Origin of the sequence: Salinibacterium sp. ZJ70 (assembly GCF_011751865.2) — a bacterium.
Lineage (GTDB): Bacteria > Actinomycetota > Actinomycetes > Actinomycetales > Microbacteriaceae > Homoserinibacter.
In genome coordinates this window covers 659,413-682,344 of sequence record NZ_CP061770.1, presented here as the reverse complement: position 1 = coordinate 682,344, position 22,932 = coordinate 659,413, and the positions used below count along the sequence as shown (strand labels likewise).

Sequence of the window (22,932 nt, the reverse complement as noted above, 5' to 3'; positions counted from 1 at the left end):
GCGCGAGATGACGACGGCCCCGGCGCGATGCCGGGGCCGTCGTCGATGCGGGCTACTTGCCCTTGGCGACCTGCTGGCCGGTGATCACGCCGCCGTCCATGAGGATGTCGACGCCCGTGAGGTATCCGGCCGCTTCGCTCGCGGCGAAGGCGAGCGCGGCGGCGATCTCCTCCGGCTTGCCGAAGCGCTTGATCGCGGCGGTCTTCATCATGGCCTCGCCGCCGTGGTCCTTCTCGAGGCGCCCCATGGCGGTGTCGAAGTTGCCGGGCGACACCGAGACGATGCGGGCGCCCTTCGCGCCGAACGCGCCGGCCTTCTGGCGCACGTACCAGATGACGAAGGTCTTCGAGATGGCGTAGGCGAGCCCCGACTTCATCTTCTTGGCGATGCCCGCGCGCTTCACGATGGCTTTCTCGAAGGCCGCCGGGTCGGTCTCGGCCTTGCGGAACGCGCCCTTCGGGATGAGCAGGCCCGGCAGCTGGTGGCCCGACATGGAGGCGACGTTGACGAGCGCATCGCCCTCCTGCACGCGCGCGAGATAGGCGAGCGTGATGTTCACGGTCCCCGAGCCGTTGATGTGCGCGACCTTCTCGGCGCTGCCCATCTGCGGGCTGATGCCCGCAGTGTGCACGACGGCGCGCACGTGGCCGCCCTGCTCCGCGGCGTCGAACAGTGCCTCGATCGAGGCGCGGTCGGTGATGTCGCAGACCTGGCCGCTGGCGTCGATGCCCTCGGCCTTCAGCTCGGCGACCGCTGCGTCGATGCGCTCCTGGCTGAGGTCGGCGAGCACGATGCGGTGATCGCGGCCCAGGATCTTGGCGGTGGCGAGGCCCATGCCTCCGGTGCCTCCGGTGATGACGGCGGTGTTCGCCATGTGACGCTCCTCAATGGTGAGAGTAATTACGAGACATTATGTCTCGTAAATGACCTCGGTGCATGCCACTGACCTAAGTTGGAGCCATGCGCACTCCCCGCCGCTCCGGACGCCCCCGCAGCGAGGCGTCGCGGCGGGCGGTGCTCGAGGCGACCGCTGCGCTCGTCGCGGAGATCGGCTACGACGCGCTCACAGTCGAGTCGATCGCCTCGCGCGCAGGGGTGAGCCGCCAGACCATCTACCGATGGTGGTCGAGCAGGGCGTCGATCCTCGCTGAGGCCGTCGTCGGCGGCGCTCTCGCGGGGTTCGAACCGGCGAACCTCCCCGCGGATGCCGACCTCCGCACCCTCGTCACGGCGATCGTCGAAGCGACCGCGGCGCCGGAGCGCGCGACGCTCGTGCGCGGACTCGCGGCAGCCGCGGCCGGCGACGCCACCGACTCCGATGCGCTCTACGAGCACAGCACGCGTGCGAGCCACGCCGCACTCAGCGCCGCCGTCGCCCGAGCGCAGGCCACCGGCGCGGCGCATCCGCACCTCGACCCAGACGCAACGGCCGACGCGATCATCGGCGCCCTGCTCTACCGCGTGCTCGTGCGACAGCCGCTGCCCTCGGACTACGCCGACCAGCTTCTCGCCGGGGTGCTCATCCCCCGCTGATCAGCGGATGCGCCAGAGCTGCGCCTCATAGGGCGCGAGCACACGCCCGCCAGCGCCGCTCGTCATCACCAGCTCAGCACCGCGAGGCGGGGACGATGTGCGCGCGCGCCGATCCGTGAGGTTCAGCACCACGAGGTACTCGCCGCCATCGCGGCGCCGGCGATACCGCCACACCCGACGCGACGAGCGCTCGGTGATCGTCTCGCCGTAGATGAGCGCGCGGTCGCCGCGGCGCACTGCGATGAGCTGACGGTGCCACTCGAGCACCGAATCCGCATCGCCCTCCTGAGCGACGACGTTGATCGAGGTGTCGCCGTCGCCCGCGATCCACGGGGTGCCGGTCGTGAAGCCGCCCGTCGCATCCCACGCCATCGGCACGCGCGTGTGGTCGCGGGTGCCGGAGAGGATGCGCGCGAACGCGTCCTCGGGCGAGACTCCGGCGGCGGCGAGGTCGACAGCCATGTTGAGGCTCTCGACATCCCGCAGCTCGTCGAGCGACGCGAAGCGCTGGTTGACGGCGCCGATCTCCTGCCCCTGGTAGAGGAACGGAGTGCCGCGCAGGGTGAGCTGCATCGTCGCGAGCAGCTTCGCCACGGCCACACGATGCTCCGGACGCGGATCGACCTTCGACACCATGCGCGGGTTGTCGTGGTTGTCGAAGAACAGGCTCATCCAGTAGCCGTCGCCCATCTCCGCCTGCCAGCGGATGAAGTAGCGCTTCAGCCGGCGGAGGTCGTACCGGTAGTCGTCGAAGCGGTTCTTCCCCGGGTTCTCGAGGTGGTCGAAGTTGAACACCATGTCGAGCTCGCCGCGGTCGTCGCCCGTCATGAGCTTCGACGCCTGCAGGCCGATCGCGGGAGTCTCGCCGATGGCGACGCAGTCGGGGTCGACGAACGCCTCAGCCCGAAGCTGGCGCAGGTGCTCGTGCAGGCGGGGGCCGTGGAAGTAGTGCTCGATGCCGGTGAAGCCCGTCACCTCGCCGAGCACGCGGTTGCCGTCGGGCAGGCCGGGCGTCTTCGAGATGTAGTTGATGACGTCGAGCCGGAACCCGTCGACGCCCCGGTCCCGCCACCAGCGCACCATCTCCATGATCTCGGCGCGCAGCTCGGGGTTGTCCCAGTTGAGATCCATCTGCTTGCTCGAGAACAGGTGCAGCGCCCACACGCCCTCGTCGGAGAAGTGCCGCCACGCCGACTCGGAGAAGAACGAGCGCCAGTTGGTGGGCGGGGTGTCGGCGTCACCGTGCACGAAGAAGTAGTAGTCGCGATACGGCGACTCCGGATCCGTGAGGCCCTTCTGGAACCAGGCGTGCTCATCGGATGTGTGGTTGACGACGAGATCCATGACGAGGCGCATGCCTCGCTCGTGCAGCCCCGCGACGAGGGCATCGACGTCGTCGAGGGTGCCGAATTCGGCGAGGATGGCGCGGTAGTCCCGGATGTCGTAGCCCATGTCATCCATGGGCGAGTCGTAGATCGGCGAGAGCCACAGCGCGTCGACACCCAGCTCTTTCAGGTAGTCGAGCCGCGCCAGGACCCCGCGCAGGTCGCCGATGCCGTCGCCATCCGAATCCTGGAACGAGCGCGGGTACACCTGGTAGAAGACCGCCTCCTTGAACCAGGCTTCCCGCAGCGGCATGCCCGCGGGCGTCGGCGCGTCCGGTGCCGTCGCCAGCAGGCCCGTGAGCGAGGAGAGGAAGCTCGCATCCACCGCGCCGCGCGTGAGCGTCGGCAGCGCCGAGAGCCGCAGCGCGCCGACGATCGGGTTGTCGAGCAGGCGCGCGGAGGCACCCGTCTGCTGGGCGAGGGTGTCGATGATGTCGCGCCCGAGCGGATGCGCGAGCAGATCCCGGATGCGGCTGCGCGCCGTGATCTCAGGAGTCGCCACGCCGCTCCTCTGCCTCGACCGCCGATGCCTCGACCACCGACTCGACACCCGCATCCGCGATCGTCGCAGCACCCACGGTTCCGCGCCGCTCCCGCAGCTCCTCCACGATCTGGGCGTAGCGGCCCTCATCGAGCGTGTAGAAGCGGCGGTAGATGAGGTAGCTGAGCGCGATCATGACGCCCGGCACGACGAACATCGCGACCTTCACGAGCGTCGTCCCGCCGTCGGTCATGTCGGCCGCCGACTCGGCGTCGAGCATCCCGGAGGCGATGACCGCCCACGCGACGACGCCGTTGGCGAGCGCCGAGCTCGACTTGTAGATGACGGGCTGCAGCGAGAGCGTCACCGAGTCGTTGCGGCGGCCGAACTTGTGCTCGCCGTATTCGACCGTGTCGGCGACGAACATGAGCAGCTGGATCTGGATGGTGGCCTGCGCGGCGAAGACGGCGATACCCGCGATCACCACATACAGAAGGCCCCCGGGAGGCGCGAAGAAGAACAGCACGTAGCCCGCGACGACGACGAACAGCGCGATCGTGAACAGGCGGCTGCGCGACATCCGCGCCGAGAACAGCGGGTACAGCGCGAGGGCCGTGATCTGCGAGACCCCGAGCACGGCGGCGAAGATGCCGTACGTGTCGACATCGCCGTACACGTACTTGAAGTAGTAGGTGCCGAAACCGGTGGTGACCGCGAACGCGGTCATGAACAGCACGAACGCCACCGCGATCGCGAGGAGCTGGTCGTTGCGGAAGATCACCGTCACCAGTTCGCGGAACTTCGTGTGACTCTCGGTGACGACCGTGCGATCCTCCTGCGTGAGCAGCACCATCACGAGCTGCAGCACGACCATGACCACGGCGATCACGAGCGCGACCCAGAAGAACGAGGAGCGGATGTCGCCCGTCGCCTCGCCGATCGCGCTCGACACCGGAACGATCGCGACGACGACCGAGAAGGTGCCGATCGAGGCGCAGATGCGGGCGAAGGAGCCGATCTTCTCGCGCTCGCGCTGGCTCTGGGTGAGCGCCGGCAGCATCGACCAGAAGCTGATGTCGTTGGCGGCGAATGCGGCGCTCCACGCCACGTACACGATGCTGAAGACGAGGACGAAGGCCACCTCGCCGAGATCCCACGGGGTGAACATCATCACGGTGAGCGCGGACGACACGAGGATGCCCACCACGATCCACGGCTTGAACTTGCCCCACCGGCTGCGGGTGTTGTCGACGAGCACCCCGACGAAGGGGTCGATGATGGCATCGAGGATGCGTCCGGCGACGATCACGATCGACACGGTCGCGAACACCTGCTGCGACACCCCGAGGATGTCCGACAGGTAGAACAGCAGGAACATGCTGATGAGCGTGTAGGCGGCGTCACGGCCGATCGTGCCGATGCCGAATCCGTAGCGGTTGCGGAGGGTCTGGCGGCGGCGGGCGCTGTCGGGCTGGGTGGTCAACGGGTGTCCTCTCGTACGACGGTGTAGAGGGTCGAGCCGTGGTCGCCCAGCATCCGCAGGTGCGGGGTGTGGCCGGTTCCGGCGAACTGCATGTGGAGTCGGATGCCGACCTCGAGCAGCGCACCGGTTCCGGTGTAGTGCTCGTCGGCGTCGGGGAGGCTCTTGTGGCGGCTCACGACGTTCATGACGAGGCCGTTCGGGTCGAGCTTGATGGGGCTCACGTGGTTGACGAGCGCGCCGAGGCGGTCGAGCATGAGCCGCTGCGGCTTCGCGTCCACCTGGTAGCGGGCGTCGGGGTCGAGCCCGGTGATCGAGAGGATGTCGCGCTCGGGTGCCGCGCGCACCCCGCGCTGGAAGTTGCCGACGATCGTGAGGTCCGCGTCACCCGACTGCCACACCATCCGCCCCGCGTTGCCGAGCGCGGGTGCGACGGGCCTTCGGCGGAAGCGCCCGAACTGGAAGGTGTCGCGGTGCTTCGTGTAGAACGCGATCTGCTCGATGATCTCGCGGGTGTCCTCTGCGGTGAGGAAGTCGAGGTCGTACTCGTAGCCGAGGCACCCGAACGCGGCGACGTTGAAGCGGGTCGAGAGCGGGGTGTCGCGCAGCGTCTGGGCGTGCGGGGATGCCGAGACGTGGTTGCTGATGACGCTCAGCGGGTACAGGTGGCTGAGTCCGTGCTGGATCGAGAGGCGCTCGATCGGGTCGGTGTCGTCGGAGGACCAGATCATGGCCGCGTAGCGCAGCATCCCGAGGTCGAAGCGGTTGCCGCCCGAGGAGCACATCTCGAGCAGCACGTGCGGGCGCGGGGTGAAGATGCGCTCGAGCACGTCGTAGAGGCCGAGCATGTAGGCGTGCGCGGTCATGCCGGGGTGTGCGACGTGCGGAGAGAAGGCGTCGGCGATGTGCCGGTTCATATCCCATTTGACGTAGCGGAAGCCGTGATCGTCGACGAGGCGCCCCACCTGGTCGACGATGTGGTCCCGCACCTCGGGGTTGCAGAGGTCGAGCACCCACTGGTGGCGACCCTCGCGCGGGGTCTTGTCGGGCAGCCGCAGCACCCAGTCGGGGTGGGCCCGATGCAGCTCGCTGTTCTCGTTGACCATCTCCGGCTCGACCCAGATGCCCGCCTGCATGCCGAGCTTCTCGACCTTCGCGACGACCGGCGCGAGCCCCCGCGGGAACTTCTTGGCATCCACGGTGTAGTCGCCGAGGCCCGCGAAGTCGTCGGTGCGGCCCGTGAACCATCCGTCGTCGATCACGAACATCTCGACGCCGAGCGACGCCGCCTTCTTCGCGTAGCCGAGAAGACGCTTCTCGTCGATGTCGAACATCACGGCTTCCCACGAGTTGTAGACGACGGGGCGCGGGACGCCGCGGAACGCCGCGGGCGTTATGTGGGCGTTCACGAAGCGGTGCATGCGGTCACTCAGTCCGCCGAGCCCGGCATCCGAGAAGGCGAGCACCGCCTCGGGCGTCTCGAAGCGATCGCCCGGCTGGAGCATCCAGCGGAAACCCTGCGGCTGGATGCCCGCGAGCACCCGCACGGAGCCGTGCGCGTCGCGCTCGACGGAGGTCTCGTGGCCGCCGGAGTAGACGAGATTGAACCCGTACGCCCAGCCGTGCTCCTCGGTGGTGCCGTCGGCGATGAGCACGATGCCGGGGTTGTGTCGGTTGCTGCTGCCGCCCGTGGTGCTGCCGATCGAGAAGACGCCCGAGCTGACCGGGCGATCGTGCGCATGCGCCTCGTGGATCCATCCGCCGTCGAAGGTGCGGATGGTGAAGCCGCGGTCGGGAAGGTCGAGCTGCAGGCTCGCGAGCTTTCCGATCTCGGCGGGAGCGGCACCGGTGTTGACGAGCACCGTGCGCCGGGTGATGACGTCGACATCCGGGAACACCGTGTAGAGCAGGGTGAGCTCGAGGCCGGCGCGCTCATCCGCGAGCACGATCTCAAGGGTTTCGACATCCGCTCCTCCATCGGCGACGGGGAGGCCGGCGCCGGGCGCGATCCCGGGGATGATGCGGTGCGAGCGATACGTGACGTCGGTGTCGGCGCCGTGCGCCGTGAACACCTCGATGGGCGACAGACGGTAGTCACCCTGGCCGATGCCCGAGTATTCGAGCGGGATCGCGTCGAGGCTGTACGTGTGATCGTGGGGCGCGTACACGACGCTCGACCCATGCTGGATGGTGCGCTTGACGCGCAGCGCATCGGGATCCTGCATGGAGATCCGCGGACCGTAGTGCAGGTGCTCGAGGTGGCCGTGCTCGGTGAGTGCGAACCCATACGAGGTGTGCTGCGTCTCCAGGACGAAGACGCCCTCGCGAACGTCGATCACGGCTGCCCCCAGTCGCCGGCGTCTCGCGTCGTTGCGAAGGTGGTGCCTCGGGTTGCCGGCTCGCGTCAGCCTAGCGCCCGCGACCCGCCTGCCGTGGCGGGATGTCAGGCGCGCGGCGCGCTCGTGCGCTGGGGTCTGCGCGAGGCCATATCGAAGCGGTCGCCGCGTGCGAGCACGTGAAGGGTGAGATCGTGCAGCGACACCGGATCGTCGGGGCGAGCCTCGGCGACGTTCGAGCTGGTCGCATGGGCGGCGTCGAAGACGTAGACAGCGCCCGAGCCGATGACCTCGAACTCGCCGCCCCGCGCGACGATCGCGGTGTCCTCGTCGATGCCGATTCCGAGCACGTGCGGGCTGTGCGCGACGACGCCGATGAGTCGGCCGAATCGCCCCCGCTCAGCGAAGTGCTGATCGATCACGACGTCGCGCAGGATCCCGAGGCCCGGTGCCAGATGCAGATCGCCCATCCGATGCGATGCCCGCCCGGTGCCGCCCACCAGCATGACGTCGCTCATGACGGACGCCCCCGCGGAGGTGCCCGCGAGGACGCCGCCCGCCTGCCAGAGCTCGCGGATGCGATCGTGAACGGGGGTGTCGCTCACCTTGCTGCTGATCCGGGACTGGGCGCCGCCCGTGAAGAAGACGCCTGCGGCGCCGTCGAGGATCGCCACATGCTCGGGATCGAGAGCCTGCGACCTGTCGTCGAGATGCAGCACGGCGAGTTCGCCGATCCCGAGCCCGGAGAATGCCTTCTCGTACATCTCGGCGTACTCGTGCGGATGCTCGGTCGCGACGGTCGCGACCACGGCCTTGCGGCCCGCGATCTGCTCGGCGAACACCCGCAGGATGCCGCGCTCCCCCTCACGATCCTCGGCACCGCCGATGATGATGAGCGGGCCAGGGCGCACGCCGCGGTCGTCGACGGGCTCAGCCACGGACCGTTCCCGCCGCTCCTCGATAGATCGCGACCTTCACCCCATCATGATGCGAGCTCGGGTGAGGTCACGCCAGGCCTTGACACCCACGGACGGGTGACATGCGACGAGGGTCCGAACGCTCCTATCCGACAGCGGAACGCAGGCGTACCCTGGCGCCATGAGTGAGCGGACAGACAGTTCCGTCGCCCGCGAAGACAGGAGCTTCTTCGGGCAGCCGAGCGAACTGGCGCACATCTTCGGCGTCGAGATGTGGGAGCGGTTCAGCTTCTACGGCATGCAGGGGATCCTGCTCATCTACATGTACTACTCCGTCTCGGAGGGCGGACTCGGGCTCGACCAGTCCGTCGCGACCGGGATCGTCGGCGCATACGGCGGCACGGTCTACCTGTCCGCGATCCTCGGCGGCTGGCTCGCCGATCGCCTGCTCGGCTCGGAGCGCACGCTGTTCTACTCGGCGATCGTCATCATGCTCGGCCACATCACGCTCGCGATCCTGCCGAGCGTCTGGGGCCTCGGCCTCGGCCTCGTGCTCGTCGCCCTCGGATCCGGTGGACTCAAGGCGAACGCGACCGCGGTCGTCGGCACCCTGTACGCCCCGGGCGACGTGCGGCGCGATGCGGGCTTCTCGCTGTTCTATCTCGGCATCAACCTGGGCGCGTTCTTCGGCCCGCTCATCACCGGGCTGCTGCAGAACGAGGTCGGCTTCCACTGGGGCTTCGGTGCGGCCGCCGTCGGCATGGCCGCAGGGCTCATCCAGTACTCGTTCGGGCGCAAGCAGCTGCCCGACGAGGCGCGCGCCGTCGCCAACCCCCTCCCCCGCAGCCGCTACGGGCCCGTCATCGGCATCGCCCTCGCGGGCATCGCGGTGCTCGTCGCGCTCGTGCTGCTGGGCGTCATCCGCGACACCAACCTCGCGACCGTCGTCATCCTCGTGGTCGCCGTCGCCGCAGTCGTCTACTTCGCGGTCATCATCGGGTCGAAGCAGATCAACGCGGACGAGCGCTCCCGCGTCATCGGATTCATCCCGCTGTTCATCGTGAACGTGGGCTTCTGGTCGCTGTACCAGCAGCAGTTCACGGTGCTCACGATCTACTCCGACAAGCGCCTCGACCGCGACCTCTTCGGGTGGGAGATGCCGATCTCATGGGTCAACTCGATCAACCCGATCTTCGTGATCATCCTCTCGGGCGTCTTCGCCGCGATCTGGACGCGACTGGGCGACCGTCAGCCCCCCGCGCCCGTCAAGTTCGCCCTCGGGTCGATGATCATGGGCGTCGCATTCCTGCTGTTCCTCCCGTTCGCGAACGGCCCAGCGAACTCCACACCGCTGCTCGCGATCGTGGGCATCCTGCTCGTCTTCACCATCGCCGAGCTGTTCATCTCACCTCCCGGCCTCTCCGTGACGACGAAGCTGGCACCGAGACGCTTCCACACCCAGATGGTGTCGCTGTACTTCCTCTCGGTGTCGCTCGGCACCTCGCTCGCCGGCTGGCTCGCCCGCTTCTACGACCCCGATAACGAGGTGCCGTACTTCACGACCCTCGGCCCCATCGCGATCGTCCTGGGTGGCCTGCTCTGGGTCGCGGCGAAGCCGGTGCTCACGCTCATGCGCGGGGTGCGCTGAGCCGCGCACCCCGAGCGCTGAGCCGCGCACCCCGAGCGTTCAGTCGTACATCGCGATGAAGCGCCCCACCACCCCGCCCGCGCGGAGCTTGTCGATCGCCTCCGGGATCTCTGCCGGCGTGATGTGGTTGACCGGCGGATTGAGCTTTCCGCTGCGCATGATCTCGTAGATGCCCTCGAGATCCTTCTTCGTACCCGACTTCGACCCGCGGATCGTGAGCTGGTTGATGATGATCGGATACGTGTTGATGGTCGCCTCGAGGCGCCCCATGCCCACCTGCACGAACGTGCCGAACTCGGCGAGCGCCTCGATGCCCGCCGCCGTCGTCGTGCCGAAGCCCGCGTAGTCGACGATCAGCTCGAGGCCCTTGTCCGTGAAAGCGTCGATGGACTCTGCGACACCCGCGAGGCCGATCTCGTCGGCGAGCGCGCGTGTGGCCGGATTGATCTCCGCGCCGTACACCTCAGCTCCCGCGAGCGCGGCACAGCGGGCGCCGATGTAGCCGAGCCCGCCGAGTCCGATGACACCGACCTTCATGCCCGCCTTCGCCCCACCGACATCCATGATCGCGTGATACGCGGTGAGCCCCGCATCCGTCGCCATCGCACCGAGATCGAACGGCACCTCATCCGGCAGCTTCACGAGGTTGTCGTCGGTGGCCAGCAGCTTCGGCGCGAAGCCGCCGTCCCACTTGCCGTAGCCGAGCGCGTCGCCGTCGCTCATCACCGGGGCGAGCCCCACGCGGTCACCCACCTTCCAGTGATCCATCCCCTCGCCGACCTCCGAGATGACGCCCGCCGACTCATGGCCCATCGTGCGCGGGAGACCGTTCTGGAACAGCGCCATCCACCCCGGATCGTCGAGCGTCGACACATCGGAGTGACACACACCCGACGCCTTCACATCGACCACCACTTGGCCTGGGCCCGCGTGCGGCTCCGGGACCTCGTTGAGCTGCAGGGGCTGACCCGTGCCCACAAACTGCCATGCCTTCATCGTCACCACTCCCATCCCCGCCAACGGGTGCCGGCGGGATGCCCGCGACGGTACGCCGTCGATCTGGCTGTTGGCAGGGGGTTGCGGTGGTCGCCTCAGGCGGAGGCGATCAGCCGCGCCGGCAGGAACGGCAGGATGGGCGCCCGGTAGTCGAGTCGCGAGTGCTCCGGATGCAGAAGAGCTGTTCGTCGACCGAACCGCAGGCCTCGCGAGAACAGGAACACGGTCACCTCGACGGGACGATCGTCGGGCACCTGCCAGGTGCCGACTCCCCACTGCGATGGCTCGGTGCGACCGTCGATGACGACCGTCGGGCGCACGCCGAACGTGGCGTGCAGCGGACCGCGCGTCAGGTTGAGGGTGATGCGGCGAGCGGATGCAGGTTCGGGTTCACGAGCAGCCATGCGCTCACCCTGGCGCATCACCGGTGCGAACGCGAATCCGGAACCCGTCCGGCGCGTCAAGCCCCTGGAACGCAGAGACGGCGGGACAGAGCATGAGCAGGTGACCGACGCGTTCGCAGGGCGGTTCGTCTCGCCCGCAGAGCCACACGACCATGCCAGTCTGTCCGGGGACTGGTTCATGGCCGCGGTGCTCGCGGCGCCTTTTCTCTTCGCTGCGGTCGCCTACCTCGCAGCCGCCGTCGTGCAGTCGCGCCGGGGCACACCGTGGCCCCTGTCCCGTTGCGGCCTCTGGCTCGCGGGGATCACCGTGGCCGCCTGCGGATTCGTGGGACCGCTCGCGGAGGCGGCCCACGGCAGCTTCCGCGCCCACACGCTCGCGCACGTGCTCGTCGGAATGGCGGCGCCGGTGCTGCTCGTCGCGGCGGCTCCCGTCACGCTCGCGCTGCGCACCCTCAGCGTCGTGCCTGCACGGCGGCTCGCCCGCCTCCTGCGGGGGCCGTTGGGGCGCATCTTCGGCAATCCGTTCGTCGCGCTTGTGCTGAACCTGGGCGGCCTGTGGGTGCTGCACACGACCCCGCTCTACGAACTCTCGCAGCGGAGCGCGCTCGTGCACCTCGCGGTGATGGCGCATTTCCTGGTGGCGGGATTCCTGTTCACGGCATCCGTCGTTCCCGTCGACCCGGCACCGCACCGCTCACCCCTCGGCGTGCGCGCGGGCGTGCTGCTGGCGGCGATCGCGGCGCACGGGATGCTCGCGAAGCTGCTCGCCGCATCCCCGCCCACAGGCGTCGGGTCGGGCGAGGCTCTCGCGGGGGCGCAGCTCATGTTCTACGCCGGCGACGCCGTCGATCTGGTGCTGCTCGTCGCGCTCGGCGCCGAGTGGTACCGCAGCGAAGGACGACGGATGCGGCGCGCCGCACATCCGATCACGGTTCGAGGAGGAGCGACATGACCGACACACGAGCGACCATCCATCCGTTCCGAGCGCGGTCATTCTGGGCGGCGTTCCTGCTGGGGATCGCGGTCATCGCCGCGATCGACGAGATCGTGTTCCACCAGCTGCTGCAGTGGCACCACTTCTACGACGGCGAGACGCCCGCCATCGGGCTGCTGACCGACGGGCTGCTTCACGCGGGCGAGCTCGCGGCCCTGGTGGCGGGGTTCTTCCTCGTGCTCGACGCGCACCGTCGAGGCGAATGGAGCCCGCCTCTCGCGGGCGCGGGGTTCCTCACCGGGCTCGGGTTCTTCCAGCTGTGGGACGGCACCATCAACCACAAGGTGCTGGGCCTTCACCAGATCCGCTACGACGTGGACGTGCTGCCGTACGACATCGTGTGGGTGAGCGCTGCCGCCGTGCTCCTCGTGGCTGGACTCGCCTGGGCGCGCCAGCTTGGGCGGCGCGAGGTCACGCCGGGCTGAGAACGTTCGCGCGCACCATCACCTCGCGCAGCAACGGCACAAGCTGCTGGCCGGAGACGCCCGGGTGCTCGGGGTGCCACTGCACACCCACGACAGGCGCGGACTCGTGCTCGACCGCCTCGATCGTGCCATCGGAGGCGCGTGCGGTGACGCGGAGCCCGTCGCCCAGCTGGTCGAGCGCCTGGTGGTGCGCGCACATGACGGGGCCCGCTTCGCCGATCGCCGTGATCCCGGTCTGCTCGAGGGCGGTGACGGGTGTGATGACGAAGTAGTCGCCGTCCTTGCGTTCGTGACCCGGGATGTCCTGGTGCAGGGTGCCGCCGAGGGCGACGTTGAGCTGCTGCACGCCGCGGCAGATCGCGAGCAGCGGGCGGCCCTCCGCGATCGCGTCGTGCATCACCTGGAAGACGACGCGATCGGCCTCCGGCTCGTGGTGACCCTTGCCGGGGTAGTCGGCGGGGCCTCCGTAGAACTCGGGGGCGACATCCTCGCCGCCCATCACGAGCACGGCATCCGCGGCGCGGGCGATCTCGCGCACCTCATCCATCCCCACCTCGGCGGTGGCGGTGAGGGTGTGGCTCCATCCGGCCTCGTCGAGCTGCGCGAGCACCGAATCGTTCATGGTGTCGAGCTCCTTCTGGAACTCGGGCGCGTGGGGGCGCTCGGTGCGGATGTGCAGCACGGCGACAGAGGGCGAGGCGGTCATGTGACGAGTACAGCAAATGCGGGGGCCGGGCGCGAATCCGGGGGCCGCCGCCCCCTGCGCGGCCCGAGTGCAGCCCCGAGTGCAGCCCCGAGTGCAGCCCCGAGTGCAACCCCGAGTGCAACCCCGAGGTGTCAGTTTGTGCCGCCTGGCGCGAGGCCCGGGCGGCACAAACTGACACCTCACGGGCATGCGCACGGGCTGGCGGCGCGGATGCCGGGTCAGATCGCGGTGAGCTCGCGAGTGAGCTCGAGGGCGAGGAGGTCGCGCAGCGGCGCCCAGCCATCCGAGGCAGCCGCTCTCTGGCGGCGGGCCCCGACACCCGATGCGCCCGCATGGAGGAGGTGCGCCTCGATCAGGCCCAGCTCGTCGTCCGGGCAGTCGAGGGCCTCCAGCAGGCGATTCGTCGCCTCGCCGATCGCGGTGAGACCACCGCCGCCCGGGGCGATAACCCCCTCCGTGAACCCGAAGCGCGCCGCATGCCAGCAGGCGGCATCGATGAGCTCGGGGTCGTAGGCGATCGCCGCCCCCGGACGCCGGATCGCCGCAGAGACGAGCCCGCGCGCGATGAGCACCACGACGAGCGAGTCGTCGGCAGTCAGCTGCGCGTCGGCTGCCCGCAGCTCGACCGTCGGATAGCGCGACGAGATCCGCACATCCCACGCCAGCGTCGCCTCGTCTTGCGTGCCGCCGACGCCGATCAGCGCGGCGACGCGAGCCGCATACTCCCCCGCGGTCGACACGGACGGCGGGCATCCGAATGTCGTCCAGCGGCGCAGCAGCACGGAGCGCCAGCTCTCGAAACCGGTGTCGCGGCCGCGCCACCACGGCGAGTTCGCGGACACCGCTTTGAGCAGAGGCAGCCAGCTGGCGAGCGCGGCCAGCCCGCGGATGGCAGCCTCCGGGTCGGGCACCTCGACGTGCACGTGCAGCCCCGCCACCTGGTGGTCGTCGACGAGCGAGGCGTGCCGTTCGGCGAGATCCGCGTAGCGATCGCTCGGTGTGAGGACGGGTCGCGTCTCCGCGTCGAACGGCGTGCCGGTTCCCGCGGCGATGACATCGACGGCTGACGCTGCCGTGGCAAGTTCGGCGCGGAACTCGAGCAGCTGGTCCCGAGCCTGATCGGCGGACTCGCAGATGCCCGTGACGCTCTCGATGTGACTGGCGAGAAACTCGCGGGTGGCGCGCTCACGCGCAGTCCCTGTCATCGCCTCGATGACTTCTCCTGCTGCGGGGCGGGGGCTCCCGTCTGCGGGGTCGAGCAGGAAGAACTCCTCCTCGATCCCGAACCGCGGGTAGCGGCCCGCACTCGCGCTCGATTCGCTCGCCAATGCGCCCCCTCTCGCCGTACCGGGCAACGGTAACCCTGCGCACAAGCGCGAGAACACCCCCTTGACGCGAGCGCAGAGGCACGCCGTCCACCGGTGCCAGCTTGACGATGGCGGTCACGCCTCAGAACGAAGCGGGCTTATCTCTCAGCCCGGCAGACCGCTGAACGGTTCTTCTGCCCACATCTCCTATGGGTTCGACTCCACTGTGGGAAACATGGGCCTCCGGGCGCTCGAAGTCCACTGGGATGGCACTAACGGTGTCGACGAGAACTCCGAGCTACTGGCGCTCGACGTGGTGAGTTACCGAAATCCCTCGCAGCCCGAAGCGAGGGATTCCCTGAACCCCCTCTGGCCAATGCCTGCGGGGGTTCAGTTCTTATCTCCGTCAGCCTAATTACAGGCTAAGGTCCGTCTGCGTACAGACGTTCCGCGGTCGAAGGGCAGGCCGGATCCGGCAGGTTCCTGTTTCTTCTGCGATAGCCACGCTCGCCGAGGCGAGGCGGAGTCTGAGATCACGTCCACCGGCATCTTGGCTCTCCGCGGATCTCGCGGCGAGCATGAGGAGGTTGGTTGCTGCGTTCCCGTCCCGGTCGAGGTGGGCGCCGCACTCGCAGACCCAATCCGAACCGAGAGATTCTTCTTTCCCGAGTTCCCCGTGCACCAACGCGCGCGCCGAGGCATCGGGCCGGAACGCGCGCCGCGGCGGAATCGCACTCGGGCGATTGCACCTGGCCGTCAACCAGGTGCCTTCGGACGTCGCGGGTTCGAGCCCCGTTTCCGAGCGACCGCGGCAACGTCTTCGCGAAACTCTCTGGGATACGGAGAGGACATGACGACGCCCTCCCCGCCCCTGCCTCCCGGCACAAACGATCAGTTGTCACCGCTTCGTTCCCACGCCCAGCAGTGGGGCGCACCACCTCCACCAGGTCGGGCCGATCCAGATTCACTCGCCACGCCCCTCCAGCGAGCGCTACGTTTCTCGAACAAGACTCAAGTGCCATCTCCCCGCACCATGACGGCTGGCAACTACACCGAATCTTGGTGGGGCGAGTACCAGCCCGGCGGATGGCCCTGGGACCGCACATTCTCAATTCGCGCGAACGCGACCACACTGTCGGCGGTGACCTACTCAACGATGGAAAACCGTTCGAAGTTCACTGCCATACACGAGCTTGGTCACGCCCTTTCTCTCGCCGACAACCCGTCAACGTCTAGTGCCTCCGTGATGAAGTACCCCAGTGGGGCGGCGGGAATCTTCACGGCACCGACAACTTTCGACAAGACAAACGTGAAGAACAAGTACTGAGAGGTCATTTCAATGAAGCAACAAATGTTGAGGCTTGGTCTCACGATCGGACTCGTAGCGCTTCTGGGCGGTTGCGCGGCTTCATGGGGGGCGCATGAATACCATCCGATGTATCCGGAGTACGCCAACGCGGAAGACCTCACCACTGCGGCCACTGACATTGTGATTGGAGTGGTGGAGTCATCCGAGGTGCGAAAGATCGACATCACGGCACCGAGCGACTCCAAAGACCCGGCGGAGAATCCCACGCTCGGCGCCGAAGGGGACGCACTCGACGGGATCTACGTATATACAGTCCTACAACTGCGAGTTGAGGACGTCCGTAAGGGTGACCACGCTCCTGGTGACGTAATCGAAATCAAGCAGCTGGGCGGCTCGATCGACGGCAAAACGTACGTAGAGGAGGGAGCCACAGCTCTCTCCGTGGGGAGCACATACGGGCTGTTCCTGATGAGCTTCCGTGGCGCTCCTGCAAGCCTCCTCAACTCGTCTCAAGCGAGCTACCTTCAAGACGAGACCGGCACATTCACGCCGGTTACCGCGAACAACCCCATTGCCGCGGAGGTGGCGGGACTGCTCGCAAGTAGCTTTCGCTTCTCGACCATCGCGACGACCGGCGCGAGCCCTCTCGGGAACTTCTTGGCATCCACGGTGTAGTCGCCGAGGCCCGCGAAGTCGTCGGTGCGGCCCGTGAACCATCCGTCGTCGATCACGAACATCTCGACGCCGAGCGACGCCGCCTTCTTCGCGTAGCCGAGAAGACGCTTCTCGTCGATGTCGAACATCACGGCTTCCCACGAGTTGTAGACGATGGGGCGCGGGACGCCGCGGAACGCCGCGGGCGTGATGTGGGCGTTCACGAAGCGGTGCATGCGGTCACTCAGTCCGCCGAGCCCGGCATCCGAGAAGGCGAGCACCGCCTCGGGCGTCTCGAAGCGATCGCCCGGCTGGAGCATCCAGCGGAAACCCTGCGGCTGGATGCCCGCGAGCACCCGCACGGAACCGTGTGCATCGCGCTCGACGGACGTCTCGTGGCCGCCGGAGTAGACGAGATTGAACCCGTACGCCCAGCCGTGCTCCTCGGTCGTGCCGTGTGCGATGAGCACCGTTCCGGGGTTGTGCCGGTTGCTGCTGGCACCCGTCGTGCTGCCGACCGAGAACACACCGGAGCTCACGGGGCGGTCGTGCGCGTGCGCCTCGTGGATCCATCCGCCGTCGAAGGTGCGGATTGTGAAGATCTTCGTGATCGTGCTGTCGGGTGTCTTCGCAGCGATCTGGACGCGTCTCGGCGAGCGCCAGCCTCCGGCGCCCGTCAGTTCGCCGTCGGGTCGATCATCATGGGTGCGGCGTTCCTGCTGTTCCTGCCGTTCGCGAACGGCCCCGCCAACTCCACGCCTCTGCTCGCGATCGTGGGCATCCTGCTCGTCTTCACGATCGCCGAGCTGTTCATCTCGCCGCCGGGACTCTCGGTCACCACGAAGCTCGCGCCGAAGCGCTTCCACACGCAGATGGTGGCGCTGTACTTCCTGTCGGTGTCGCTCGGCACCTCGATCGCCGGATGGCTGGCCGGGTTCTACGACCCCGAGAACGAGGTGCCCTACTTCACGGTGCTCGGCCTCATCGCGATCGCGCTGGGAGCTGCCCTGTGGGTGGCGTCGAAGCCAGTGCTGGTGCTCATGCGCGGGGTGCGCTGAGATCGCTCAGCTGACAGTGAGGCGGCCCGGCAGCAGCGGGAGCCACGGGGCGCGATAGGTGACGCGCTCGTGCTCGGGCAGCACCGTGGTGCGCGCCGATCCGGCGCGCAGCCCGCGCACATAGAGGAACACAGCCACCTCGAACGGGTGACTCGCGGGCACGAGGCGCGTGCCCTCACCCCACTGGGCGGGCTCGGTGCGCCCGCCGACGACGGTCGTGGGCGCACACCGAGAGCACCGGGTCGTCGAGCGAGGTCGAGGATGATGCGGCGGGTGGCGGCGGGTGGCGGCGGGAGCGTCGGGTTCGCGGGCTGCCATGCGGTCAGCCTGACTCATCCGCGGTGCGGAGTCGAATCCTTGGATCAGGTGGCGGGACGCGCCGCGCGGTCGAGCACGCTCGTCAGCAGCGGCACGAGCTGCGGGGCGGCCACCGAGGGGTGCTCGGGGTGCCACTGGACAGCGGCGACCGGGGCAGTCTCGTGCTCGACGGCCTCGACCGTGCCATCGGACGCGCGCACGGTGACCCGCAGGCCCTAACCGAGCTGGTTGATCGACTGGTGGTGCGAGCACATTACGGGGCCCGCCACGCCGAGGTCGACACCGCGGTGTCGACCTCGGCGGCGACCGGGGTGACCACGAACGTGTCGCGCCCCTTCACCGTGTGCCCGATCATGTGCTCGTTGAGAGTTCCGCCGAGCGCCACGTTCAGCTGCTGCAGGCCGCGGCAGATCGCGAACAGCGGGCGGCTGTTCTCGATGGCGTCGCGCATCACCCGGAACGTCGCCAGGTCGGCCTCGAGCTCATGCTTCCCGCTGCCGGGGTAGCTGGTGAGCCCGCCGTACAGGCTCGGGTGCACATCCTCGCCGCCCATCACGAGCACCACATCGGCGGCCTGGGCGATCGCGAGCACCTCCTCCGACGGCACCTCTGCAGTCGCGACGAGCTTCGCTTCCCATCCAGCGGTTGCCAGCTGAGCGAGCACCGAGTCGTTCATCACGTCGAGCTCGCGCTGGAACTCGGGGTCGTGCGGGCGCGAGGTGCGGATGTGGAGCACGGCGACAGAGGTCATATGTCGAGAACACCAAAAGGGAGCGGCACGCGCCAAAACGGGCGCGTGCCGAGCGCCTCGCCGCCAGCGTGTAACCTATCACCCACCAAGCGCTAGGTTTGTATGCGACTCGGCGACTCAACTAGGAGCAACGATGCCCCTCATCACCGACACCACCGTCCCCTCAGTTCTGCGCGCCGCGGCACAGCAGCACCGCGACCACCCAGCGATCATCGACGCAGACCTGCAGCTCAGCTATTTCGAGCTCGAACAGCACGTGCATCATGTGGCACGCGCATACCTCACCCTCGGGATAACCCACACCGATCGCGTCGCCATCTGGGCACCCAACCGCCACGAGTTCGCCGTAGCCCTCTTGGCGGCCCAAACGATCGGCGCATCGGCAGTCCCCATGAACACCCGCTTCACCGGGTACGAGGCTGAGGCGATCCTCGAAAGGTCCCGAGCGCGCATGCTCATCGTCGCCGATGGATTCCTCGGCAAGGGGTACCTGGACGCACTGAAGGGCGCCGCAACGCGCGACCTCGGCGGCACCCTCGTGCCCTCACTCCCCCACCTCGAGACGATCGTCACCCTCGACCCGGCACCATCCCACCCTGACGCCCTCTCGTGGGCACGGCTGCGCGAGCGCGCGCAGGACATCACCAGTGAACAGCTCGACGAAGCGATCTCGCGTGTCTCTGAGTCGGATGTCGCCGACATCATGTTCACCTCGGGGACGACCGGTCTGCCGAAGGGGGTGCTCAGCACACACCGCCAGAACCTCTCGGTGGCGCGGTCATGGGCAGCCGGCGCCAACCTCACACCCGACGACCGCTACCTCATCGTCAACCCGTTCTTCCAGAGCTGGGGATACAAGGCCGGCCTCCTCTCGAGCGTCGTTGCCGGCACCACCATGTATCCGCTGCCCACCTTCGACCCCGAACAGACGCTGGCGACCATCGAACGCGAGCGCATCAGCGTGCTGCCCGGCGTGCCCACCATCTTCACGACTCTGATCGACCACCCCCAGCTCACCGACTTCGACATCTCGTCGCTCCGCTTCGCCATTGCGGGAGCGGCCACGGTTCCTGAGAGCCTCTTCCGCGACATGGTGGAGATCCTCGGATTCGAATCGGTCGGGCAGGCGTACGGCTTGACCGAGTGCGTCGTCGCCACTATGTCTCGCCCGAACGAGAGCTTCGCGCATATCGCCGAGACGACGGGTCCTGCCGCGGACGGCGTGGAGATTCGCATCATCGCCGCCGACGGCTCGGAGGTTCCACGCGGCACCGATGGCGAGATCGTGATGCGCGGCCCCAACGTCACCGAAGGCTATTTCGAGGATGCGGAGGCCACAGCCGCCGCGTTCGATTCGGATGGTTGGTTCCACACGGGCGATGTTGGGCGAATGGATGAGCACGGCTGCGTAAAGATCACCGACCGCTTGAAGGACATGTACATCGTAGGCGGGTTCAACGTGTACCCGGCCGAGATCGAGAACGCCCTTCGCACCCACCCGGCGGTGAACGAGTCGGCGGTCGTGGGGGTTCCGGACGCACGCATGGGTGCCGTTGGACTCGCGTGCGTGATGCTGCGAGATGGGTCGGGCGAGACTCCCGAGGAGCTGCTGGCCTACCTGCGCGAGCGGCTGTCAAACTACAAAGTGCCCGCACGACTGGAGATCGTGGCCGACTTTCCCCGTAATGCCATGGGCAAGATCCTGAAGAATGCGCTCCGCGATCAGGTGATCGCCCGCTACGGTTCGGCGAGATAGCGCGCCCGACTGGAGCCCGTCAGGGGCGGTCAGGCATGTTCGACCAGCCCTTGCCGTCAGCGCGGGGGAACCACCCGGATGCCGAGAGGGTTCCACCGTCAACTGGGATGGTGTGCCCGGTGACGAAACTGGCGTCGGGCGACAGCAGGAAGGCTACGACGCTGGCGGCATCGTCGGGGCGTCCGAATCGGCCGACGGGGAGCCAGTGACGGGTGAGTTCGGGGTCTCGGCCGCGCAGCATCGCCGCCGCAGGTGTCTGGTCGGTGTCGGTGAGGTCCGGTGCGATGGCGTTCACGCGCACGCCGGAGCCGCCCACCTCCACGGCGAGGCTCTTCGTGAACGCGCTCACCCCTGCTTTGAAGGCCGAGTAGGCGGCGTGCGCGGGGATGCCGCGGTAGGCCTCGACGGTCGACACGTTCACGATGCCACCTGAGCCGCGCTCGAGCATGCCGGGCAGAAGCGCATGAGTCACGGCGAACACGTGCCACAGGTTGATGTCGAGCAGAGCACGCCATTGCTCCGGGGTGCTGTGCAGGAAGCTTCGGCTGGCGGGCCGGAAGTCCCCCACGTTGTTGACGAGCCATTCAGCGCCGCCCCGGACTGCAACGGCGTCGTAGAGCGCCGTGACGATTGCGGCGTCGGTGATATCGCCGATGACAAGGTCGCATTCGCCACCGGCGGCACGAATATCGCGCGCGGCGCGTTGGGCCGCTTCTTCGTCGATGTCGTTGAGGATCAGATGGTCACCGCGCGCGGCGAGGCGACGACTGATGGCCCCACCGATTCCACCGGCCCCGCCGGTCACCACGGCGACGGCATTGTCGCAAAAGGTCATCTTCCAAACCTAGCATTTGGTTGGTATGTTGACGAGGTGATCAGCGTTGACACCACTGCGTCAAGCGACTTCGCCGACAAGCCGGGCACAGCCGTCGTGGTCGGCGGGTCGGGCGGCATCGGCGCCGCCATCGCACGACGACTGGTCCAGGGCGGATCACACGTGTGTGTGACCTACCGCACCCGAGCACCCCACGAACTCCTCGACGAACTCGGCGACCGAGCCGAGGCTCACCCACTCTCTCTTCCCGACGCGCAAGGCGCACGAGAACTCTTTGCGCGCATCCTCGAAAACCACCGCAGCATTCACTCGCTCGTTCACGCGGCCGGTCCTCACGTGCCCATGGTTCACCTGTCACGAGTGCCCCCCGAACAGTTCGCCGCGCAACTCGACGAAGACGTCAACGGCATCTACGGCGTCATCCACGCCGCGCTCCCTGCACTGCGCGAGAGCCGCGGAAGCATCACCGCGATCACGAGCGCCGCCACGCGCCGCTACCCCGTCAGGGACGGCCTCTCGGCAGCCCCCAAGGGTGCGGTGGAAGCCCTCATGCGCGGTCTCGCCGCCGAAGAAGGCCGCTACGGAATTCGCGTGAACTGCGTCGGCCCCGGCATGCTCCACGACGGCATGTCGGCCCGCCTCCAGGCAAACGGCGACCTCGACGAACGCGCCCTCGCTGTCGCGATGGCCAACATCCCGCTTCGCCGTTTCGGCAGCGCCGGCGACATCGCCGAAACCGTGGCGTTCCTCGCTTCCGATCGTGCCGCCTTCATCACCGGCCAGAAGCTCGATGTCGACGGCGGCTACGGGGTCTGACGCCCCACGCCCGCACGCTCACAACCACAGCCCTTCCGGGCAGAACAGGAGAAACACATGGGAGTTCCGAACTTCGGTTTCCGTGCCGGAGACGCGCTACTCGTGACCGGCGCCGGCAGCGGGATCGGCCGCGCGGTAGCCCGCCGGGGCGCCGAGATGGGGCTGGCGATCAGCGGCTGGGACATCAACCCTGCCGGTCTTGAACAGACCGAATCAGCCATCACCGCCGCAGGCGGACGTTTCCACACCTGGGTGGGCGACGTCACCGACGCAGATGTCGCACACGCCGGAATCGCAGACGCCACTGCCACCCTCGGCCCCATCACGATGCTCCACAACAACGCAGGCCCGCCGTCGTCAGCTCAGATGTCGTTCGACGACGCCCTCGTCGCCTGCATCGGAAGCGTGCGCACGATGACCGACGCCTGGGCAGCCGCCAACCCCGGCGACGGAGCCGCCATGGTCGTCACCTCGTCGGTCGCCGGTAACCTCGTCGGCACCGACAACAACTGGTACTCGGCATCGAAGGCAGCCCTCGCCGGATACGTCCGCCACCTGGCAGCACACCGTGCAGGCGAGTTCCGCAGCAACGCGGTCGCGCCGGGAATGACCGACACGCCGCGCCTCGCCGGATTCGCGGCGAGCGAGATGGGCCAGCACGTGCTCTCCAAAGTGCCGCTCAAGCGCATGGCCAGCCCCGACGACATCGCCTACGCGACCCTGTTTCTGATATCGCCCGTCGCGTCGTACATCAACGGCGTCTTCCTGCCCGTCGATGGCGGCTGGACGGTCGCCCAGTAAGAGGGCATACATGCAGAAGGGG

The 22,932-nt window shown here is 68.0% G+C and carries 23 protein-coding genes and 1 tRNA gene; 10 read left to right on the top strand and 14 right to left on the bottom strand.

Features of this window, described 5'->3' with window-relative positions; translation table 11 throughout:
• Positions 1 to 52: 52 nt before the first annotated feature.
• A complete protein-coding gene (locus tag HCR12_RS03320; protein ID WP_166867789.1) occupies positions 53 to 874 on the bottom strand; it encodes an SDR family oxidoreductase in 822 nt (273 codons plus the stop codon).
• Between the two features lie 86 nt (positions 875 to 960).
• Here HCR12_RS03320 and HCR12_RS03315 point away from each other — a divergent pair, with 86 nt between their 5' ends.
• On the top strand, positions 961 to 1,533 hold the full coding sequence (locus HCR12_RS03315; protein WP_166867792.1) for a TetR/AcrR family transcriptional regulator: 573 nt from the start codon (positions 961 to 963) through the stop codon (positions 1,531 to 1,533).
• Here HCR12_RS03315 and HCR12_RS03310 read toward each other — a convergent pair whose 3' ends face one another.
• The 4 genes from HCR12_RS03310 to HCR12_RS03295 form a co-directional block, all read right to left on the bottom strand.
• Positions 1,534 to 3,420: an alpha-glucosidase gene (locus HCR12_RS03310; RefSeq protein ID WP_224763625.1), complete on the bottom strand. Its 1,887-nt coding sequence runs from the start codon at positions 3,418 to 3,420 to the stop codon at positions 1,534 to 1,536. It lies immediately after the preceding gene.
• On the bottom strand, positions 3,407 to 4,882 hold the full coding sequence (locus HCR12_RS03305) for a glycoside-pentoside-hexuronide (GPH):cation symporter (RefSeq protein ID WP_166867797.1): 1,476 nt from the start codon (positions 4,880 to 4,882) through the stop codon (positions 3,407 to 3,409). Before HCR12_RS03305 ends, HCR12_RS03310 begins: the two co-directional genes overlap by 14 nt.
• Entirely contained in the window at positions 4,879 to 7,218 is a 2,340-nt protein-coding gene (locus HCR12_RS03300) for an alpha-galactosidase (protein WP_191412351.1), read from the bottom strand. Before HCR12_RS03300 ends, HCR12_RS03305 begins: the two co-directional genes overlap by 4 nt.
• Positions 7,219 to 7,322: 104 nt before the next feature.
• Positions 7,323 to 8,153 (bottom strand): cyanophycinase, encoded by an 831-nt coding sequence (locus HCR12_RS03295; RefSeq protein WP_166867801.1) that lies wholly within the window; start codon positions 8,151 to 8,153, stop codon positions 7,323 to 7,325.
• Positions 8,154 to 8,313: 160 nt separating this feature from the next.
• Between HCR12_RS03295 and HCR12_RS03290 the strand changes: the two genes are divergently transcribed.
• Positions 8,314 to 9,780: a peptide MFS transporter gene (locus HCR12_RS03290; protein ID WP_166867803.1), complete on the top strand. Its 1,467-nt coding sequence runs from the start codon at positions 8,314 to 8,316 to the stop codon at positions 9,778 to 9,780.
• Between the two features lie 39 nt (positions 9,781 to 9,819).
• On the opposite strand, the gene HCR12_RS03285 is transcribed toward HCR12_RS03290, so the two are convergent.
• Positions 9,820 to 10,776: a zinc-binding dehydrogenase gene (locus tag HCR12_RS03285; protein ID WP_166868272.1), complete on the bottom strand. Its 957-nt coding sequence runs from the start codon at positions 10,774 to 10,776 to the stop codon at positions 9,820 to 9,822.
• Positions 10,777 to 10,871: 95 nt separating this feature from the next.
• On the bottom strand, positions 10,872 to 11,180 hold the full coding sequence (locus tag HCR12_RS03280; RefSeq protein ID WP_224763623.1) for a hypothetical protein: 309 nt from the start codon (positions 11,178 to 11,180) through the stop codon (positions 10,872 to 10,874).
• Positions 11,181 to 11,280: 100 nt separating this feature from the next.
• Here HCR12_RS03280 and HCR12_RS03275 point away from each other — a divergent pair, with 100 nt between their 5' ends.
• Complete coding sequence (locus HCR12_RS03275) at positions 11,281 to 12,132, top strand: cytochrome c oxidase assembly protein (RefSeq protein WP_224763621.1); 852 nt, start codon at positions 11,281 to 11,283, stop codon at positions 12,130 to 12,132.
• Positions 12,129 to 12,599: a DUF2243 domain-containing protein gene (locus tag HCR12_RS03270; protein WP_166867805.1), complete on the top strand. Its 471-nt coding sequence runs from the start codon at positions 12,129 to 12,131 to the stop codon at positions 12,597 to 12,599. Before HCR12_RS03275 ends, HCR12_RS03270 begins: the two co-directional genes overlap by 4 nt.
• Here the strand turns inward: HCR12_RS03270 and HCR12_RS03265 are convergent.
• Positions 12,586 to 13,305 carry a gamma-glutamyl-gamma-aminobutyrate hydrolase family protein gene (locus HCR12_RS03265; protein ID WP_166867807.1) on the bottom strand — a complete coding sequence of 240 codons (720 nt, stop codon included), beginning with the start codon at positions 13,303 to 13,305 and terminating at the stop codon, positions 12,586 to 12,588. The genes HCR12_RS03270 and HCR12_RS03265 overlap by 14 nt on opposite strands.
• 218 nt (positions 13,306 to 13,523) lie before the next feature.
• Positions 13,524 to 14,633: a carboxylate-amine ligase gene (locus HCR12_RS03260; protein ID WP_166867809.1), complete on the bottom strand. Its 1,110-nt coding sequence runs from the start codon at positions 14,631 to 14,633 to the stop codon at positions 13,524 to 13,526.
• 701 nt (positions 14,634 to 15,334) lie between these two features.
• On the opposite strand from HCR12_RS03260, the gene HCR12_RS03250 reads away from it, so the two are divergent.
• Positions 15,335 to 15,417, top strand: a tRNA-Asp gene (locus tag HCR12_RS03250).
• Between the two features lie 228 nt (positions 15,418 to 15,645).
• Complete coding sequence (locus HCR12_RS03245; RefSeq protein ID WP_166867812.1) at positions 15,646 to 15,939, top strand: zinc metalloprotease; 294 nt, start codon at positions 15,646 to 15,648, stop codon at positions 15,937 to 15,939.
• A gap of 506 nt (positions 15,940 to 16,445) precedes the next feature.
• Here the strand turns inward: HCR12_RS03245 and HCR12_RS03240 are convergent.
• Positions 16,446 to 17,114, bottom strand: a complete 669-nt coding sequence (locus tag HCR12_RS03240; protein WP_255429672.1) for an alpha-galactosidase — start codon at positions 17,112 to 17,114, stop codon at positions 16,446 to 16,448.
• A 162-nt stretch (positions 17,115 to 17,276) separates the two neighbouring features.
• Here HCR12_RS03240 and HCR12_RS13615 point away from each other — a divergent pair, with 162 nt between their 5' ends.
• Complete coding sequence (locus HCR12_RS13615) at positions 17,277 to 17,633, top strand: hypothetical protein (protein WP_473964512.1); 357 nt, start codon at positions 17,277 to 17,279, stop codon at positions 17,631 to 17,633.
• A gap of 6 nt (positions 17,634 to 17,639) precedes the next feature.
• Here HCR12_RS13615 and HCR12_RS03230 read toward each other — a convergent pair whose 3' ends face one another.
• From HCR12_RS03230 to HCR12_RS03220, 3 genes are read right to left on the bottom strand one after another with little or no spacing between them, the layout of a single operon-like run.
• Positions 17,640 to 17,951, bottom strand: a complete 312-nt coding sequence (locus HCR12_RS03230; protein WP_166867818.1) for a hypothetical protein — start codon at positions 17,949 to 17,951, stop codon at positions 17,640 to 17,642.
• A 44-nt stretch (positions 17,952 to 17,995) separates the two neighbouring features.
• On the bottom strand, positions 17,996 to 18,163 hold the full coding sequence (locus HCR12_RS03225) for a gamma-glutamyl-gamma-aminobutyrate hydrolase family protein (RefSeq protein WP_304610839.1): 168 nt from the start codon (positions 18,161 to 18,163) through the stop codon (positions 17,996 to 17,998).
• A 41-nt stretch (positions 18,164 to 18,204) separates the two neighbouring features.
• Positions 18,205 to 18,702 carry a gamma-glutamyl-gamma-aminobutyrate hydrolase family protein gene (locus HCR12_RS03220; RefSeq protein WP_166867820.1) on the bottom strand — a complete coding sequence of 166 codons (498 nt, stop codon included), beginning with the start codon at positions 18,700 to 18,702 and terminating at the stop codon, positions 18,205 to 18,207.
• A 133-nt stretch (positions 18,703 to 18,835) separates the two neighbouring features.
• On the opposite strand from HCR12_RS03220, the gene HCR12_RS03215 reads away from it, so the two are divergent.
• Complete coding sequence (locus HCR12_RS03215) at positions 18,836 to 20,458, top strand: AMP-binding protein (protein WP_166867822.1); 1,623 nt, start codon at positions 18,836 to 18,838, stop codon at positions 20,456 to 20,458.
• Between the two features lie 19 nt (positions 20,459 to 20,477).
• Here HCR12_RS03215 and HCR12_RS03210 read toward each other — a convergent pair whose 3' ends face one another.
• The gene (locus tag HCR12_RS03210; protein WP_166867825.1) at positions 20,478 to 21,293 is read right to left on the bottom strand and encodes an SDR family NAD(P)-dependent oxidoreductase; all 816 of its coding nucleotides are present in this window, start codon (positions 21,291 to 21,293) and stop codon (positions 20,478 to 20,480) included.
• Between HCR12_RS03210 and HCR12_RS03205 the strand changes: the two genes are divergently transcribed.
• Positions 21,198 to 22,109 (top strand): SDR family NAD(P)-dependent oxidoreductase, encoded by a 912-nt coding sequence (locus HCR12_RS03205; RefSeq protein WP_166867827.1) that lies wholly within the window; start codon positions 21,198 to 21,200, stop codon positions 22,107 to 22,109. The two genes, HCR12_RS03210 and HCR12_RS03205, sit on opposite strands and share 96 nt — an antisense overlap.
• A gap of 57 nt (positions 22,110 to 22,166) precedes the next feature.
• Positions 22,167 to 22,910, top strand: a complete 744-nt coding sequence (locus tag HCR12_RS03200) for an SDR family NAD(P)-dependent oxidoreductase (protein ID WP_166867829.1) — start codon at positions 22,167 to 22,169, stop codon at positions 22,908 to 22,910.
• Positions 22,911 to 22,932: the final 22 nt, after the last annotated feature.